This is a genomic window from Pedobacter suwonensis (genome assembly GCF_007833675.1).
In the GTDB taxonomy this organism is placed as follows: domain Bacteria; phylum Bacteroidota; class Bacteroidia; order Sphingobacteriales; family Sphingobacteriaceae; genus Pedobacter; species Pedobacter suwonensis.
The window spans coordinates 1,795,511-1,813,255 of record NZ_CP031708.1 but is presented as its reverse complement, the minus strand read 5'-3'; the positions used below and the strand labels follow the sequence as shown (position 1 = coordinate 1,813,255).

The window sequence follows — 17,745 nt, the reverse complement described above, 5'->3', positions numbered from 1 at the left end:
AGATTTCTCCATTCCGCTGCGCTACAGTCGAAATGACGGTCGATTGTTACTCAAAAAATCTGCGAGGCCGGATAGCAGGGTGGAGATAGCATTGTACATATAGCAAGTTGCGTATTGCAGGATGCGATAATTTGTTTTTTTAGTTCTTTCCCTTTCAGGGGAAAGGTGCCGATAGGCGGATAGGGGTTCAAGACGCTCGCTATAACGAAGTTCAAAGATTTCTCCATTCCGCTACGCTACAGTCGAAATGACGGCCGATAGTTACTCAAAAAAATCTGTGAGGCCAGATAGCAGGGTGGAGATAGCATTGTGCATATAGCAAGTTGCGTATTGCAGGATGCGATAAAGCAGGAGCGGGGCTGTTTTAACCGAAAAGCTGCTGCAACTGCTTTCCAAAAAAAGATCAAAAGTCTGATTGGAAGACCATATACCGGATAAATCTATAGGTACTTGAAGAGTTGTCAACTTACAGACGAAACGGCTATTGAAAGTTGACGACTCTTTTCTATACAAACTGATTCAATATCAGCACGCCTAGAAGCCCTAAAACAGAAACCAAACTTTCCATCATGGTCCAGGTGCTGAAAGTTTCCTTTAGACTGAGATTAAAATATTCTTTAAACATCCAGAAACCGGTATCGTTTACGTGAGAGAACATTAAACTTCCGGCACCGACAGATAATACCATTAACTCTGGCGATGCGCCGGGACCAATTAAAGGAAGTACCATACCCGAAGCCGTTAATGCAGCCACTGTTGCCGAACCGAGGGTTACCCTAAGTGATGCCGTAATTAACCAGGCGAGCAGTAATGGCGATAAATTTAAATCTCCGGTAAGCTGTTTCACCGTTTCGCCCATGCCACTATCAATCAAAATCTGTTTAAAGGCACCACCGGCGGCAATAATCAGGATAATCATGGCAATGCTTTTCACTCCTTCGGCACATGATTCCATTGCTTTTGTAATGGAAGTTTTTTGGAGTGCCAGCGCAATAATAACCGAAATTAACAGGGCTGCGGTAGGATCGGCCAAAAATATAAATATCGGTTTACCAATATAATCTATCTTAAAACTGCTCCCAACGGTTCCTGCAATGATTAAAAATACCGGCAGCAATGCGGTAATAAAACTTCTTGAGGCAGAAGGAAGATGTTCTTCTTCACTAATGCTAAAGTTGTGGACTGTTGCTGATTGATCCCGTTTGAGAATTAATCTTGGAAAGTAAATTCCGGCAATAACCGCAATGGGTACGCTTAAAGTTAATCCATAAATTAAGGTTTTGCCAATATCGGCATGGAAAATTCCGGCTAAGGCAACAGGACCGGGGTGAGGGGGCAAAAAACCATGTGTAACGGAAAGTGCTGTGGCCATGGGGATGCCAATATATAATTTTGATAACCCTGTTGCCGCTGAAATGGCAAAAACTAAGGGGATTAACACCACGAAACCAGCATTGTAAAATAATGGAATCCCAACCAATAAGCCAGTTAACAGCACAGCCCATTGAATGTTCTTTTTTCCAAAAGCGCCGATCAAAATGAAAACAATCTTTTTTGCCGATCCGCTATCTTCAATCAATTTCCCCATCATGGCGCCAAGGGCCAAAACCATTACCATGCTGCCTAAGGTGCTACCAATTCCATTGCTAATGGAATTCATCACTTTAGTAGCGGGCATTCCTAATAAAAGACCTGTAATAATTGCCACAGCTAGTAAGGCAATCATAGGATTAATCTTTTTTAAGATCAATACGAAAAGCAATAGAATACCGAAAAGCAGGATCAATAATGACATTTGGCTAGAAATATTGGTAAATGTGATTAAATATAGGCTTTTTAACCCCAGCTATTTTTTAACTGTGATGGTTCTTCCGGTAACGAGGTTAAATTCGTAAATGCGGTACAGGCCGTCATCTTTTATTTCTATGCTTTCTACGAGGCCGGTTTTGCTGAAAGTATCAGTAACCATATCTCCGATTTTCACATCCTGAAGAATATCGTTAGGGGTATCGCTGTTTAATCTGATCATAAAAGTAAAAGTATCGATTATTCGCAAAACATGTCAGTTTTTTTAAACCAGTGTGTTAAATTTTGATTCTATATGGTTTCTGGCTTGTTTTTGAAACTCTTCGGGTGTTTGTTGCGTCTGTTTTTTAAAGAAACGGCTGAAGTAGGGCCTGTCTGAAAAACCCAGTTCGTAGGCAATCTCTTTGATGGTTTGCTCACTATGGATAATTTTTCGTTTAGCTTCCAGTATAATGCGGTCGTGAATGATCTGCATGCCAGTTTTGTTTAGTTTTTCTTTTAAAATCTGGTTCAGTCGTTTAGAACTGATTCCGATTTTGCCCGCATAAAAATCAGTATTTCTAACCTGTTGGTAATTGCTTTCGAGCAACATCAAAAATTCATAAACCCTTTTTCGCTGTACATCATGGCTGGTAAATTCGTGTTCTTTAACCTGTATCAGTTTTAATAAAAACACCTTTAACAATGCTTTCGTAATAATAAAGTTGTTGCCTGCTTTCTGGTATTCATCTTCAATTAATCTGTAAATGCTGCTCAGCTCTGCTGCTGTTTCTGTATTGAGCCTCAGGCACGAAAATTCACCCTGAACATTAAAGATCTTGAACAGATCAAGCAAAAATTCTTTTTCTTCCCCTTCCAATACTGATCTTTTAAATGAGATTAATACCCCATTTTTGCCTGCTTTATTTAGCTGATGTACACGGTAAGGCGGAATTAGATAAATCCAATCACCTTTGCTGTCAAATTCAGATTGTTGCAGGGCATGTAAAGGCTCTTCATTTTTAAGCCATACAATTTCAAAGAATTCTTTTCTACCCGGATCGTTGAGGTAGCTGGGCGGGCAATTGCTTAAATCGCGGATGTAAATAATAGCCCTTTCCAGATGCGTGCTTTCTGTTGATAAACTCATGATGGTTAAAGTTAAAAACTTAAATTCTTTGCGATTGGATTAAATGATAATTGTGGTGGACTATTCGGAAAAGGTGCATTAATTATGGCTAATGCATGACTTTATTTTATCAGCGTTTCCAAATTGTCCCATATAAATGGCGGAATGTATAATCTTCGTTTTAGCTGGCTACCATACCTTTGAGCCATTAATGTAAAGCAGAATGGAATCAAAAGAATCAGTAGAAATGATCAATAATGAAGTTTTGACAGATGAGCTGGATAATCAGCAATTGGCCTGGGATCTGCAAATGAACCTGGATAAGATTATAGAAGAGAATACTCAATTGGCTAAAAAAGTACAGTTAGATCAGCTTATTCCTTTTATATACCATATCCAGCATGCGAAACGAGTTTTTATTACAGCTGCAGGCCGTTCGGGTTTTGCGATGCAATCGGCCGCTATGCGTTTGATGCACCTTGGGCTAACCGTATATTATGTTGGCGATACCACCAGTCCGGCCATTGGCACCGGCGATTTATTGATTGCAGAATCGGGTTCCGGAACAACCGGCTCTATTGTGCGGGCTGTAGAAAAAGCAATTGGAGCAGGCGCAAATGTAGTGGGCATTACTACCAATGCAGAATCGGCTTTGGCGAAATTATGCAATCACCTGGTTTTGGTTCCGGCCGCAGAGAAAGAAGATCACAGTAAAAAGGTATCTACCCAATATGCCGGAAGCCTTTTCGAACAATTTCTGCTCCTGCTTAATGATGCCGTTTTTCAGTCACTTTGGAAATTAAGCGGTCAACCTGCAGAAGAACTCTGGAAAAGACACGCCAATCTCGAATAACAATTTAGTTAATTATTATATATCAATACCATCATGGCAAAATTACAAGTAGCAATAGATTTATTAACAACGGAAGAAGCACTGGCATTAGCAGCAAAAGTTGCGCCTTATGTAGATATTATTGAATTGGGAACTCCTTTGATCAAAAATATGGGTTCGACGGTGATTACCGCAATGAAAGCAGCACATCCTGACAAACTGGTATTTGCAGATTTAAAAACTGCTGATGCGGGTGAACTGGAAGCTGATATCGCATTTAAAGCAGGTGCTGATTTAGTAACCGTAATGGGTGCTGCAGGAAATGCAACCATTATTGGAGCCGTTAAAGCTGCAAAAGCGCACGGTAAAGGTGTGGTTGTAGATACAATCGGTTACCCTGACCGGGTTAAAAGAGCACAGGAAGTGACCGCATTAGGTGTAGAATTTGTAGAACTGCACGCTGGTTTAGATGAACAGTGGACGGCTGGTTATTCTATCCAGGTTTTAATTGATGAGGCTGCAAGGGCTGGTGTTCCGGTTTCAATTGCAGGTGGGGTAAATATTGATAACGTTGCTGCTGTTATAAAAGCAGGAGCAATCGTAGCCGTAGCAGGTGCTGCCATTTATGGCGCTGAAGATCCGGCTGCAGCTGCGAAAGCACTTCGCGAGGCAATTGATGCTGCATAGGCCAGGTTCATGAAGTAAAGGTTTTTAACCACAGATGCGCCTAGATAAATACGGATTTTTATAACAGTATTTATCTAGGTGCATTTTTTTTATCTCGCTAAAATCTGGTAAGTTTTGGTTAATTGATATTTAAAATTTGTGTTAATCTTGTTTGGTACAAACCAATAGCAGTATCATCTCACGGAAAAAAGTTACTATGATATAGTTTAGGTTGAATTAACTTTCGGTTCTTAAAATCTTTAATGGTGGCTGGTTCAAAATACTTCTTGTACTTAACACACCTGTAACCACTACGAGCAATACAATTGAACCGAACAACAATAGGGTTGGCACAAGAGGAGGTATAAAGGCCGCATCGAAAGTATAATTAGCCAATGCCCAGCTCCCGCCTATGGCCAGAATTAAACCGGCACCTGCCGCAAAAGCACCTAAAAAAAAATATTCGATCGCATTTATTGCTAAAATCTGCTTTCTGCTTGCACCCATGGTTCGCAATAAAATGCTTTCCTTTATCCGCTGGTTTTTACTGGTTAATACCGAAGATATTAAAACAATCCATCCGGTTACCATGCTAAAGCCAGCCATAAACTGGATTACAAAGCCGATTTTGCTTAACAATTCATCCAGAAGTTTCAAAACCAGGTCTAAATCGATAACCGATACATTCGGAAATTTTTGAACCACTTCTCCCTGAAAACGGGCCGAAACTTCGCCCGATGGCACTCTGGTCATCAATACGTGAAACTGTGGTGCCTCTTCTAGCACTCCGGCAGGAAAAACGACCCTGAAATTGGTCTGCATCCTGCTCCAATTTACTTCCCTTAAACTTCCAACAACTGTAGGGGTCATCATGCCCTGAACGTTAAAAAGGATTTTATCATTCAGGCCAACATGAATAGATTGGGCATAACGCTGATCCAGCGAAATATAAACCGTTTCATTAGGTTTTATTTTTCCGGTCCATTTGCCTGCTGTAATTTTCTCTGCTGCCGTTAAAGTATCCTGGTAAGTCGCTCTAATTTCGTTGCGGTAAGCTCTCCTGTTAGTAGTGTCTGCACTGGCTTTCTTTCCGTTAATCTCCTCAATGCGCATGGTAATTACCGGCACCTGGTTCATTAAAGGTAGTTTAAAAGCTTTGGTTAAACTATCCAATCCTTCCTTCTGCGTGTTCTGGATATCGAACATCACCATGTTGGGCTGGTTATTACCGGATGACAGTGTAACACGACTCATTAATATGCCCTGAACAAAAAACAGGGTGCAGATAAATGCAGTTGATAAACCTATAGAAACGGTAAGCATTAAGGTTTGGTTATTCGGACGATAAAGGTTGGCAAATCCCTGTCGCCATAAATAACCGGATGAGTTGGGCAAAAGCTTTCGCACCAGAAACATCAGGATTTTAGACAGTAAAATCAACAGTAAAAAAGCAACGGCAATACTGGCGGCAAATACCAGTGTCTGCAGCCATGTTTTCATCTGCAAATGGGTAAAAGCCATAATAAAGGCCGCCATCAGCAGATACACTACCCAGATTAGCGGATCTCTTTTTCCGCCTGCTTTTTCGAAAGATATCCGGATGGCATTTAATGGCGAAATTTTTCTAACGGATAAAAGTGAGGGAAGAGCGAAGAGTACCGAGATGATCAGCCCCAACAAAATACCCTGGCCTACGGCAGGCCACGAAACTTGCATGGTAATCTCGATCGGTAGAAAATCTTTTAATACCAATGGAAGCAAAAACTGTATGCCCGTACCTAAAGCTGCCCCTAATACCGCCGCAATTAAACCAATAAAAAATACCTGTATCAGGTATATTAAAAAGGCATGACGGGATTTTAATCCTAAACACCTTAGCGTGGCAATGGCACTTAATTTTTCCTGGATATATACATGGATAGCACTACCTACACCAACACAACCTAGCAGTAAAGCGATAAAACCAGATAAGGCCAGAAAACGGTTTACATCCTTAAACGATCTTCCGGTCTGTTCTTTTCGTGATTCTACGGTATCGGCATCAAAGCCTTCCTGCTCTAATTTGCTATCATTCTTTTTTACCCACTCATCTATTCCGGACGGATCATTGTACCTGAAATAAAATTTGTTATTGATCCGGCTTCCGGTTTTGATCAGGTTGGTTTTGTCGAGTATTTGCAAGGGAATATAAACAGTAGGGGCTATACTGGCACCAATACCGGTTTGACCTGGTGCTTTGGTTAAAGTACCCAATATGTTAAAATTAAGGTCTCCTATTTTTACCGAATCGCCAACTTTTGCGTTAAACTGCAGCATCAGGGTTTGATCAACTAGGGCATTTCTTCCGGTTTGAAAGTTTTTTGCAGCTGCCAGCGGAATGGTTTCTATGGTGCCATAGTAAGGGTAATTTCCCTCCAGAGCTTTCATTTGTACCAAACGGCTGCCCCCACCTTTCTGAAAATAAATCATGGAGGCAAAAGTTTTCTCCTGAGATCGCTCATCGCCAAGCGTATCGAGCATTTTTTGCATGGCTTTGCTTACCCCCTTACGGCTGTCTAAAACCAGATCAGCTCCTGTAAGTTCTTTCGCCTGCGCATCAATATCTTTTTGCAGATTATCTTTAAACGAATAAACGGCAACAAGAGCCGCAATGCCCAAAATGATTGATGAGATGAAAAGAAACAAACGTGCGCGGTTTTTCCGGCTATCGCGCCAGGCCATTTTAAACAGCCAGGAAAACGGAACAGATTGTTTTGGAAGGCTATTGGACATAAGTAGAATTTTCGTCTGAAATGATGATGCCACCTTTAATTTTAATGTTTCTTTCCGTTCTGGCAGCCAACTCAAGGTCATGCGTTACGATGATCAAAGTGGTTCCCGCGTCTTTGTTTAAATCAAAAAGCAATTTGATTACTTTTTCACTGGTTTCGGCATCGAGGTTTCCGGTAGGTTCATCTGCGAAGAGCACGGCGGGTTGGTTCGAAAATGCCCTCGCTAACGAAATGCGCTGCTGTTCTCCGCCAGATAACTGGATAGGATAATGATGCGAACGATCGGCCAGCCCAACTTTATCCAGTAGTTCTAAGGCATGTGAACGGATATTTTTTGCACCTCTTAATTCTAAAGGAACCATTACATTTTCTAAGGCGGTTAAAGTAGGTAGCAACTGAAAATTCTGAAAAATAAACCCTATATATTGATTTCTAACGGCGGCGCGCTGATCTGCGTTTAATTTTTCGAGTGCAATTCCGTTCAGTTCAACTGTTCCGCTGCTGGCCCTGTCCAACCCTGCGCATAAACCTAGCAGGGTAGTTTTTCCGCTCCCCGATGGCCCTGTAATGGCTACCGTTGAACCCGCTGTTATCGAGAAATTAATATGATCCAGAACGGTGAGTTGCCGTCCGGCACTTTGGTAAATTTTGCTTACATTTCGGATGTTCAATATGCTTTCCAATAGCTGAATTTTTAGGGTTTGCGTATAGGTTTTGCCAAACATAACGAGGCACTGCCTGTTAAGATAATTAGATACAGATTAATTAGATATGTTACGAAAACGATTAATGGGGCTATTTGTTTTGAGCCTTGTGGTGATAAGCTGCGGAAACCCGAAAAGTAAAAACAATGCAGATAAAACTTTAGATTCAACTGACCAAAAGCAGGCTGCTGTGACAACGGGGCAAAAGAATATTCTTTTTTTTGGTACCAGTTTAACTGCAGGTTATGGGCTCGACCCAACTGAAGCTTATCCGGCATTGATCCAAAATCGGATTGATTCTTTAAAAATGCCTTATAACGTAATTAACGGTGGTTTAAGTGGCGAAACTTCTGCTGGTGGAAAAGCGCGGATTGACTGGTTACTTAAACAGCGGGTAGATATTTTTGTGCTTGAACTTGGCGCTAATGATGGGCTTAGGGGATTGCCTGTTGCGCAAACCTCTAAAAATCTTCAGGCTATTATCGATCGGGTAAAAGCTAAATACCCGGATGCTAAAATGGTATTGGCGGGTATGCAGGTTCCACCGAATATGGGGGCAAAATATGCTGCCGATTTTAAAAACATGTTTCCTGATCTGGCAAAGAAAAACCAAATGGCCCTGATCCCTTTTTTATTGGATAAAGTTGGAGGCGTTCCAGAATTAAACCAGGCCGATGGGATTCACCCTACAGCAGAAGGGGATAAGATTTTAGCAGAAAATGTTTGGGTGGTGTTGAAGGGTTTGTTGTAGTTTTTAACTGCAAAGGATGCAAAGAGCAAACGCAAAGGGCACTAAGTTGGGTGGATGTTTAAGAATGTTCTGTGGTTTCAGTGTGTTCGTCGAAAAAAAAAGCTGCAAATTATTTAACCAGAGAGGACACGAAGAGAGAGCACGGGGGCACAGAGTTACGAGTTACCGTTTAATTTTTCGCAGTTATATTTAAACTGACTATTTTTGATCCGCAGCCAAAATTATATTTTTAACTATTTTTTGGCTGCGAATGATTTATCTATTCGCTAACTTATAAAAGGAAAAAGGAATTGCTCATCGGAAGAATTGCTGAAAGAAAAATACTCGGAGAAGTACTCGAATCATCTTCATCAGAAATTTTAGCCATCTTTGGCAGACGAAGTTTGGAAAAACCTTTCTCATCCGATCGTTCTTTAAAAAACAACTTATCTTCGAACTTTCGGGCGTTCATCATGCAAATGCTACGGAGCAGCTACTTAATTTTAGCAGATCTTTCCGAAATTTTTCATCAAAATTCTCCTTTAAGTTCGTTAAGATCACTTTCAAAGGCAATTTTTTGTGGATTTTCTTTAAGGTAAAAAATAGAAAAATATTCCTGTCTAACACTATCCAGGTCAAGCAGATCTACAATTTTTCTGATGTTTGCCCGATGCTTTTGATTAAACTGATCAGTAAATTCGAGTTCAAAATCGATCATTGGTTGTTCGTTGATATACGTACCGGTCTGGCTGGCTTTGATCAGGCGGGCAGTAGTCTGCGTACCTTTAAATTTAATCAGAAATAATTGATCAGGTTTGCCTATAAACTTTTTGGCTATAAAAGCGACGAAAGTGCGATAAAGAAGCAGCATAAAAGCACAGGTTAATAAAGGATGGCCAATACCCATAAAACGCCAGCCCATGCCGTTGCTTTCTGCATTATAAGAATAAATATAATACCAAACAACAAGGGAGGCAAAGGCAAGCCAGGCCAGGTTAGTCAGAAATATGGTCATTTTTTTAATGCTTACTTCTGTAGAGGCAAAAATAAAATAAGGAACTTTTTTTACTTCTTTATCGAGCAAAATGCCAACCGTTTTACCCCCTTCGTAACGGCGTTCATAAGGTTTTGAATCATTTACCATGGCTTTTTGCATAACCATGCTACCCGATAGATTTTTAAACTGCAAGGTAAGTTCATAGGTATCGTAAGCAGCGCCTTTTTGATGTATTCTTGTCGATTCAAATATTTTAGCTTCTCGGCGTTCACCAGCGGTTTTAAGTTTTTCTATATTACGTTTGATTGAAAAAGTGCGGACCACCCATTTCTGGTAATAACCTATTAATAATATGCTCCAAAATAGTATGGATATTACAAGTATAGAAAGCGAATACCATGGATTGTCGCTCACTAGGTTAGGTATGCTGTCGTCTTTGGTATTGTAATAGATGAACATAGGGAACGGAATAGCAAAAAACAGCATGTAAATTATCCAGAATATCGAAAGTCCTTTGTTCATGTTTTTAGATTGGCCAGGTTAATGTTTTAATCGTATTTAATAATGATGTTTGATGTTCTTGGCTTACCTGCTTGCATGGATAATTTTTTCAATTTCCGACAAAATCTCTGTTTCAAATGTGGCTTGCCTGATCTGGCTTTTGCGGTTGCTGCCAAAGGGTTGGCTAATGGCAAAGCTTTTGCCATATTTATTCTGTTTGTGTGATAAGGCATAATGCAATAGCCCATCTTCTTGTACATGAAGAATGTATACATCCTCAAAAGCCATAATTTTGCGGGTAAATAACCCAGGGATCTTTTTATATACCTGACCTGTGTACTGGTCGAAAATATAGGTAACGTTAAAATGGAAGATAAAATCATAAAGTGCTGTTAGCACCGATACCAACCCAATGGCCATTACACTCCAGTATGTATCCCGATAGAGGTGAAGCATAGGCGTTACCACAAATATTACTACCGCGAGGAAGCAAAAAAATAAAATTTTGCTTTTATAATCCCGTTCAGGCTGAAAACTGAGTTTTCCATTTTCTATTTTTACATTATATGCTGGCATATCTGTTGGTTTCTAATTTTGTGGCAGGCCCATGATCAAACTAATCTCTTCACTAAGTCGTTGAAGAGGTTTTGTGGTAAATAAGGTTTGTGCCAATAAAATATGCCTGGTTTTATTATCTTTTCTCATGACCATTATCGCCTGAACCATTACGGTGACGAAATAGCTTTTTTGTTTTGCGATAAGAAAATGGTCAAAATCATTAAAGCTATAGTATGCCGGAGCACTGAAGAAAAAGCGCTTACGCTCTATCTCACGGTTTTGACTGTTGAAAGTGATCGTACCTGTGGTACGCAGGATGCACATTAGGCCTATAAAAGCAAATAAAGCTACATAGAAAAATGTCGCCTTACTGTTGCTATACATCAATATGGCTACTATGGCTGCAACACAGCCAACAGCTAGGATATATAATAGTCCCTTTTGTACTTTTAGGTTATAAGTATTTCCTTCTTGTTCAAAATATTTAAATGTTTGCATTTTTTATGGTATCTACATTATGAAATGTGCTTCATCACGATCACATGTGCTTTTTGTTATAACTTGAATTTTAATCTTTGGCTACCGTCAAAAACATGCGGTGATGGCATTTGCCATCACCATTTGCATGACATTTTAAATTTTGAGGCGCATAACTTCAGCTTAGTATTTGCCAACAAATGAAGACTTGTCTTCGAACCATTTACCAATAAATGGAACAGGCTTTAATGCACCATTGGCCGCATTGATGATTCCAATGATCCAAAGAATAATAAATGCATAACCCACAAATCCTAAAAAAAATAAACTGGGTACTATGCCAGCAATGATAGTAAAGGCTATGTTGAAAATAATACTTACAATAGCAAGTCCTAACGATTGTCTTAAGTGATATTTAAGTAAAGTATCAGCTTTATCTTTTCCGACAAAATAAGCGACTAACCAACCAATAAGGGTGATGTAAGAAACGATTGAAAGGGTTTTGTTGTCCATGATTTCTGTTTTTTTAGGTTGAAAATTATTTAGATCAAATTTGAGATAAACTATCTTCATCTAAAAGAATCTGACGCCTACAGAGCATCTACAACGTTTTGAAAAACGTCTACAATACATCTACAAATAATCTTAATATTCTGTATTTCAGTATTTTATTTGTTTTTTGTTTTTCCGATTTTGTCTACAATTATCACCCAAATCAATCTTTATGTTAATTTTACCCTATGAAACATCAACATGCTAAAAAGATATTTCTATTAATTAGCATTTGCACCAGTTATTTTATGACAAGTGCCCAAACTTTATTGGATAGTACTGTACTCAATCAGTTGAGCGATAAAGATAAGCCGGCATTGCTAACGCAACTTGCCGAGCGAAATAGAATTAATGGCGATTATAAAGCAGCGATACGAAAGGCTCAACAGAGCGCAGCTTTAGCTTTAAAATTTAAAAATTTAACAGAGGTTACAAAAGCCTATGCCATACAGGCGAGCATATACGCCACAACCAAAGCTTTTGTTCTATCAAAAAAAGCTAGTGATAGTGCATTGTTTATAGCGCAGCAATCTCGGCAGTCCATCGCAATGGCCTACGCTTATTATGCACAGGCTTTGTTCTATAATGCGATTGATAATTCAGAGCAGATTACCAAATATTGTGGACTTGCGCTAAAGTTGTTGGAAAAAACAGCCGACCCTTACCTTAGCGCCAAAATATATTACCTGCTTTATATGATCAACACCCATTGGGATGATGTTAAAAATGTAAATAAATATGCGAAGGCTGCTACCGAAAATGCCCTAAAAACTACTGATTATAATCTGTTGGGTAATTGTTATACTGCATTATCTGTTGCTGCAGATTATAATTATGCCAGCACTAAAAACCCAGTGTTTCGGGACAGTATCATTTACTATTTAAATAAAGCCCAAAACCTTTATCAGCAATATCCTAAATACGTTGCCCGCAAAACTTATGGTATTGCCTGTATCAATAGCGCAGATTATTACCTGCGTTATTTTTCTGATACGGATGAGGTTGCGAAAGCCAATGCCATCCGCTATGCTGGCTTAGCCAATGAAGTTATGAAAGGTGCCATTAACGGTGAAGAAATCAGGGCAAGTAGTTTGGGGATTTTAAGTGAGTATGCGAAGAGAAATAAAAATTTTGTGATGACTGAAGCCTATCTGCAAGAAGCCTATAGCATATTAAAAACTCAAAAAGTACCTTCCTATTACACTTTAATCAATATTGTAACCGCTCTGGCTAAGGTTTATGAACAACAGGGAAACTATGAAAAGGCCTTGGAATTTCAGAAACGGGTAACCGAATATAATAGCAAATATTTTGATGAAAAACGGACTTTAAATGCTCAAAAATTAGAGGTACAGTACGAGGCCGAAAAAAGAAACAATGAGGTAAAGTTATTAAAGCAGCGCGAACAATATGCTCGACAACAAAAGTATCTCTACATCGGTATTGCTATTGCCTCCATTTTAGGCCTTATATTTATGTTCCGTTCTTACCACTTCAGGTTAAGGTACTCTTTGCAGCGCGAAAAGCAATTGCATTTAGAAAAACAGGACGCCGAACTGCAGATGAAATTCGAAAAAGAAGAGCAGGCCAGATTAAAAGCGGAGCAGCTTTTGCTGGAAAGCCAGCAGCAGCAATTGCAGAAGGAGGTAATGGCCAGTCAGTTACAGCTGGCGCATAAAAAGGAAGTGCTGTTTCAGCTTAAGGAAAAACTTAGTGATAACCAAAAGCTCAACATCAATAAAATCTGGAATGAAGAATTGCTGTTGGATAATGATTTCGAGGAAGCTAAATTCCAGATTCAGCAAGTTCATCCGGAGTTTTTTTCTTTGTTAAATCAAAAAGCGCAGCAGAAGCTTACCCCTCTTGATTTAAAACTCTGTGCCTACCTTCATTTAAAAATGGATACCAAAAAAATTGCGCAGTTGATGCATATTGAAGCCAAAAGTGTACGCATGAGCCGTTACCGGATAAAGCAAAAATTGGGCTTGGGTAAGGATGAAGACCTGAAACTGTTTTTACAGGATATGGGATAGTATGTTCACCTTAATTCAGGTGGTTAACTGAGTTAAACTGTTTTTGTATTTCGGCGAATTTGCTTTCCTTTTTACTAATGAGCTGACGCATTTCCTGTTTTTTATTCAGTAATTGATACTGTTTTGCCATCGCGCTATCGCGCACCTTTACGGTATTTGTTTTATCTTGGCTTAGCTGCTGCAGGACGATTTCCTGTCTGTCTGAAATTTCCACCTGTTTAACTGCATCATAATAGCTAATTGCAGCTTTCTTTAAAGCATTTCCATATTTTATATCATTTATTTCCACCGAGCTTATCTCATTTATTACCGCATTAAAGGCCTGTTCCTTATCATCAATCGCCTGCATGGCGCATTTAAAATTGCCATCGATTAGGCATTGGAGTTTCCTTTCATTAGGCCCGTTTTTACCCACCATTATATTAAATACAGTCCTTTCTGCACGTACAAGGACTGTATTTAGATGAGTTGCTTTTCTTGACTGGCAAGAGGTTAAACCAAAAATGAGTAGTATAAAAAGAATATTTCGCATAGCTTTTTTATTTCCTGTTCAGGTCGGTAATCAATAAAGGGTTATCCTTTTTTAGGTTTTCGATCAATGATTCAACAGCTCCAATGGAGGGATTTTTCTTCAGTTCTTCTACTTCGGTATCGGTAATGCCCACTAACTGAAGGAAACTAAGTTCGCCATGAGGGGTTTCAATTTTTCCCAGTTCCGGATCTAATGCAAATACAAAACCTGTGATCTGCGTATCGGTATTCAGTCTTATTGGTCCATTAGCCGGGATAAAGTGGTTTTCCTCGAACCATTTACCACTCGAAAATACATACCTCGCTAAATTATTCATGACCTGAATGGCCCAGATAGGATCTTTTTCATCGTCCTTAAATGGTGCTAACCTAAAGGTAAATTCAAAACCCCACTTGCTAAATTCTCCGCCGGCTTTTTCTTCATCGTAATAAAGTTCGCTCATGCCATAGCTTACAATGTGCCGATGAAAGCTTTGGTGGTTACTATCATAAATACTGGCACCATCTATTGGGTCTGTTCCGCCAGCTATATAATGGATTCCGCACAATGGTGGATAATGGCGGGCTTCGGTGGTGCCATAAATTTTTTCCAGTTGATCATCTATCGCCTGCCATCCGGGGCTATCATCTGGTTTAAACTGTTGTTTATATTGCTCACTTGTCATGATCAGGTTAATTAAGTTTAAAATGCTTTCAAAGATTCTGCCATTTTACAATGTGAGTTATTACATTTTCACATCTGTACAACTATAACAAACTCAATTAGAGAAATTGAATTTCCTTTCAAATAGGCGTCCGATTAAAGGAACTGGTTTTTCTAAACCATTATTGGCCGTTACAATTCCCAATAGCATCAATATAAATGGGAGTAATAAAATAAGGTAAAATACAAAGCCCAACGACGGAATTATGGCCAGGATAATACTACTTAAGATACTTAAAAGTATAGCGGTAATAATAATGCCCAGCGACTGCCCCAAATGGTAATTGGCCAATGCACTTTTTTCTTTCGATTTTTTAAATTCAAGATAAGAAATAATCCATCCGATGAGCGTAATGTAGGCAACTACTGCAATTGTTTTCTGTTTCATAAGTTTATCATTTAATAAATTGAACAATACAAAGTTATCTGTGCCTTTATGTTCAACCAAGAAATGAGAACCTACACTACGACTACCATTTTATCAAATTCCGTCTACAAGGAGACTACAAAAGCCTTTAAAATCGCTTATTTTCAATTAATTGTTGTAATTCTGTTCTTGTAAATGTTTCTTTTCTATTTTTGATTATGCCGCTACCTCTGAAAAAATTACCCATTATTTTACTTTGTCTTCTACTTTTTTTTAAAAGTGCTGAAGCACAAAAGATCTATATTGATTCGTTAAATCATCTGCTGTCGCAGAATAGCATTTCAAAAGAAGAAAAAGCAAATATATACTGCAGACTAGCGAAGGCTAATTTTGAACAAAATCTTCCGCTTTCCTTTCAACAGGCTAACAAAGCATTGAAAATTGCTGAAGGGTTAAAAGATGGGAAAAGTAAAGCCATCGCCTATGCTACACTGGTACATTTATACGTATGGAAAAAAGACCTTAAAAGCGCTTATTCAAGTTTGGATAGTGCACAACATTATGCTCAAAAAACAAAAAATCCCATTGCATTGGGCTTTGTTTGGTTTAGAAGCGGTTGGTTAGACCTGGTAAATGACGAGAATGATAAATCGGTGCCCAAACTGCTCAAAGCCCTCGATTTTTTTAAAGATCAGCATGCTGATGATTACGAAAGTACCATATATCACTATCTGGCCAGTTTTTATGGCTATGGCAATGATCCATCAAAGCAGCAGAAATATGCCAGATTATGTTACTTAAGTGCGTTGAAAAGCAAACAGGTTGACCTGTTGAATAACGCGTATTTTACCATAGGACAAAGTTATTTCGACCGTTTTAAGGTAGATACATTAAAACGTAATTTGCTCGACTCGGCTTTATTAATGTATAAAAAGTCACTTCTGCTCTCGAAAGATCAGGCGGGCCGTATGCTCACCTATAGCAATACGGCAGCAGCATCTTTAAATACCGCCAACATCTATTTCCAGTATTTTCCGGCATCATATCGCGATAGTGCTGAAAAATATGTTGATATCGCCATGGGAATTGCAGTAAAAACGAATTTACTGGAGGTTTTGTTAAACTGCTATGGATTAAAGAGCGAATATGCATTGCGTGACGGTAATTACGACGAAGCAGAAAAAATACTCCTCACGGGACTGGATAAAATTTCTGGTGTGGTGGTAAAAATGCCGCTAACGCAGGCCAGAATATATCAGGGGCTTGCTAATATTGCCGAAAAAAAGGGTAATCAGCAGGCAGCCTTAAATTATTTAAAGCAGTATTTCAATTATTATAAAAAAGCTTTTGATGAGGAAAAAATAAACAGCACCGTTAGGATAGAGGCGCAGTATCAATCTCAAAAAAAAGAGCAGGAGATTGCCTATTTGCAGCAGCAAACCAAGTATACCAAAAAATTGAACGTTTTTTATATTATTTCGGGATTAACAGGCATTGCCGCATTGCTTTTATTGCTGATGTCTTATAATTATAAGCTCAAAGCATCGATCAGGAAACAGGAGCTGATTGATCAGGAAAAAAAAGCGGTAGAATTGAGGGCGCAGCTCAAAGAGGCAGAAGCTATGCAGCTTCAAACCGAGCAGGTTTTGCTTAAAGAGCGTCAGGAGCGATTAGAGAAGGAAGTATTGGCGGGTAATTTACAGATTGAGGAAAAAAATGAACTGCTGGAGCTGATCACTGAAAAGGTAAATCCTGAAAGCCACCTTTCGCTCGATGAGCAGATTAAACGGATTGTGAATCAGCAGAAAAAGATGGATAAAGTGTTTGAGGAACATAAAACAGATTTTTTTGAAACCAATCCTGCTTTTTTTGAACGCCTGCAAGAAAAAGCGAATCACGCACTTACCCGGCTCGATTTAAAATATTGTTCTTATATGTTGATGGGGTTGAGCAATAAAGAGGTTTCTGTTCGTTTGGGTATCGAGCCCAAAAGTGTCCGTATGAGCCGTTACCGCATTAAACAAAAGTTAGGTTTGGGTAAAGAAGAAGATCTGAATTTGTTTTTACAACAGTTGAGGTAATTATATTTATATCCCACAAATAATTTTCTGTTTTCTGCCGCAAAACTTAGTGCGCTTATAATATTTATAAGTAGCTATCTTTTAGTCTGTTTAAAAAGACTACATTCTTACCGCAAATTATTTTTTAACTAAACAATTATGATCCTAAAAAACGTAAGATTTATCAGGTTAAGTTTTTTGTAAATGACTATTCTGGTTTCTGAACCGCGGTGCGGATGAAGAAGTCTTTATTTCCCCTGGCTTAATGGGTTTATCTGATTATACAAATAAGGGTGATTATACGGTATTTTAATCCACAAAAATTTAGTTACTTCCAGCTATAAATGTC

General features: G+C 38.9%; 17 protein-coding genes. 5 read left to right on the top strand and 12 right to left on the bottom strand.

Going from position 1 to position 17,745, the window contains the following annotated elements:
* Nucleotides 1–505: 505 nt before the first annotated feature.
* From DV942_RS07485 to DV942_RS07475, 3 genes are read right to left on the bottom strand one after another with little or no spacing between them, the layout of a single operon-like run.
* Entirely contained in the window at nt 506–1,795 is a 1,290-nt protein-coding gene (locus DV942_RS07485; protein WP_145856490.1) for a gluconate:H+ symporter, read from the bottom strand.
* A gap of 51 nt (nt 1,796–1,846) precedes the next feature.
* Nucleotides 1,847–2,029 (bottom strand): hypothetical protein, encoded by a 183-nt coding sequence (locus DV942_RS07480; RefSeq protein ID WP_090499373.1) that lies wholly within the window; start codon nt 2,027–2,029, stop codon nt 1,847–1,849.
* A 42-nt stretch (nt 2,030–2,071) separates the two neighbouring features.
* Nucleotides 2,072–2,935 carry a helix-turn-helix domain-containing protein gene (locus tag DV942_RS07475; RefSeq protein WP_145856488.1) on the bottom strand — a complete coding sequence of 288 codons (864 nt, stop codon included), beginning with the start codon at nt 2,933–2,935 and terminating at the stop codon, nt 2,072–2,074.
* Between the two features lie 202 nt (nt 2,936–3,137).
* Between DV942_RS07475 and hxlB the strand changes: the two genes are divergently transcribed.
* A complete protein-coding gene (gene hxlB / locus DV942_RS07470) occupies nt 3,138–3,767 on the top strand; it encodes a 6-phospho-3-hexuloisomerase (RefSeq protein ID WP_222431171.1) in 630 nt (209 codons plus the stop codon).
* A gap of 33 nt (nt 3,768–3,800) precedes the next feature.
* Complete coding sequence (gene hxlA / locus DV942_RS07465; RefSeq protein ID WP_025142572.1) at nt 3,801–4,433, top strand: 3-hexulose-6-phosphate synthase; 633 nt, start codon at nt 3,801–3,803, stop codon at nt 4,431–4,433.
* Nucleotides 4,434–4,649: 216 nt separating this feature from the next.
* On the opposite strand, the gene DV942_RS07460 is transcribed toward hxlA, so the two are convergent.
* Together DV942_RS07460 and DV942_RS07455 are read right to left on the bottom strand one after the other, a co-directional pair.
* Entirely contained in the window at nt 4,650–7,184 is a 2,535-nt protein-coding gene (locus DV942_RS07460; protein ID WP_145856486.1) for an ABC transporter permease, read from the bottom strand.
* The gene (locus DV942_RS07455) at nt 7,174–7,908 is read right to left on the bottom strand and encodes an ABC transporter ATP-binding protein (RefSeq protein WP_244950844.1); all 735 of its coding nucleotides are present in this window, start codon (nt 7,906–7,908) and stop codon (nt 7,174–7,176) included. Before DV942_RS07455 ends, DV942_RS07460 begins: the two co-directional genes overlap by 11 nt.
* A 46-nt stretch (nt 7,909–7,954) precedes the next feature.
* On the opposite strand from DV942_RS07455, the gene DV942_RS07450 reads away from it, so the two are divergent.
* The gene (locus DV942_RS07450; protein ID WP_145856484.1) at nt 7,955–8,638 is read left to right on the top strand and encodes an arylesterase; all 684 of its coding nucleotides are present in this window, start codon (nt 7,955–7,957) and stop codon (nt 8,636–8,638) included.
* A 508-nt stretch (nt 8,639–9,146) separates the two neighbouring features.
* Here DV942_RS07450 and DV942_RS07445 read toward each other — a convergent pair.
* From DV942_RS07445 to DV942_RS07430, 4 genes are all read right to left on the bottom strand, one after another.
* A complete protein-coding gene (locus DV942_RS07445) occupies nt 9,147–10,136 on the bottom strand; it encodes a hypothetical protein (RefSeq protein ID WP_145856482.1) in 990 nt (329 codons plus the stop codon).
* A gap of 63 nt (nt 10,137–10,199) precedes the next feature.
* Entirely contained in the window at nt 10,200–10,691 is a 492-nt protein-coding gene (locus tag DV942_RS07440) for a hypothetical protein (protein WP_145856480.1), read from the bottom strand.
* A gap of 12 nt (nt 10,692–10,703) precedes the next feature.
* On the bottom strand, nt 10,704–11,171 hold the full coding sequence (locus DV942_RS07435) for a hypothetical protein (RefSeq protein ID WP_145856478.1): 468 nt from the start codon (nt 11,169–11,171) through the stop codon (nt 10,704–10,706).
* Between the two features lie 162 nt (nt 11,172–11,333).
* The gene (locus tag DV942_RS07430; protein ID WP_145856476.1) at nt 11,334–11,663 is read right to left on the bottom strand and encodes a DUF4870 domain-containing protein; all 330 of its coding nucleotides are present in this window, start codon (nt 11,661–11,663) and stop codon (nt 11,334–11,336) included.
* Between the two features lie 227 nt (nt 11,664–11,890).
* Between DV942_RS07430 and DV942_RS07425 the strand changes: the two genes are divergently transcribed.
* Nucleotides 11,891–13,735 carry a helix-turn-helix transcriptional regulator gene (locus DV942_RS07425; RefSeq protein ID WP_145856472.1) on the top strand — a complete coding sequence of 615 codons (1,845 nt, stop codon included), beginning with the start codon at nt 11,891–11,893 and terminating at the stop codon, nt 13,733–13,735.
* Between the two features lie 10 nt (nt 13,736–13,745).
* Here the strand turns inward: DV942_RS07425 and DV942_RS07420 are convergent, their stop codons facing one another.
* From DV942_RS07420 to DV942_RS07410, 3 genes are all read right to left on the bottom strand, one after another.
* Entirely contained in the window at nt 13,746–14,267 is a 522-nt protein-coding gene (locus DV942_RS07420) for a hypothetical protein (protein ID WP_145856470.1), read from the bottom strand.
* 7 nt (nt 14,268–14,274) lie between these two features.
* Nucleotides 14,275–14,931, bottom strand: coding sequence for a suppressor of fused domain protein (locus tag DV942_RS07415; protein ID WP_145856468.1), 657 nt, complete (start codon nt 14,929–14,931; stop codon nt 14,275–14,277).
* Nucleotides 14,932–15,024: 93 nt separating this feature from the next.
* On the bottom strand, nt 15,025–15,357 hold the full coding sequence (locus tag DV942_RS07410) for a DUF4870 domain-containing protein (RefSeq protein WP_145856466.1): 333 nt from the start codon (nt 15,355–15,357) through the stop codon (nt 15,025–15,027).
* Between the two features lie 197 nt (nt 15,358–15,554).
* On the opposite strand from DV942_RS07410, the gene DV942_RS07405 reads away from it, so the two are divergent.
* The gene (locus DV942_RS07405) at nt 15,555–17,417 is read left to right on the top strand and encodes a LuxR C-terminal-related transcriptional regulator (RefSeq protein WP_145856464.1); all 1,863 of its coding nucleotides are present in this window, start codon (nt 15,555–15,557) and stop codon (nt 17,415–17,417) included.
* Nucleotides 17,418–17,745: the final 328 nt, after the last annotated feature.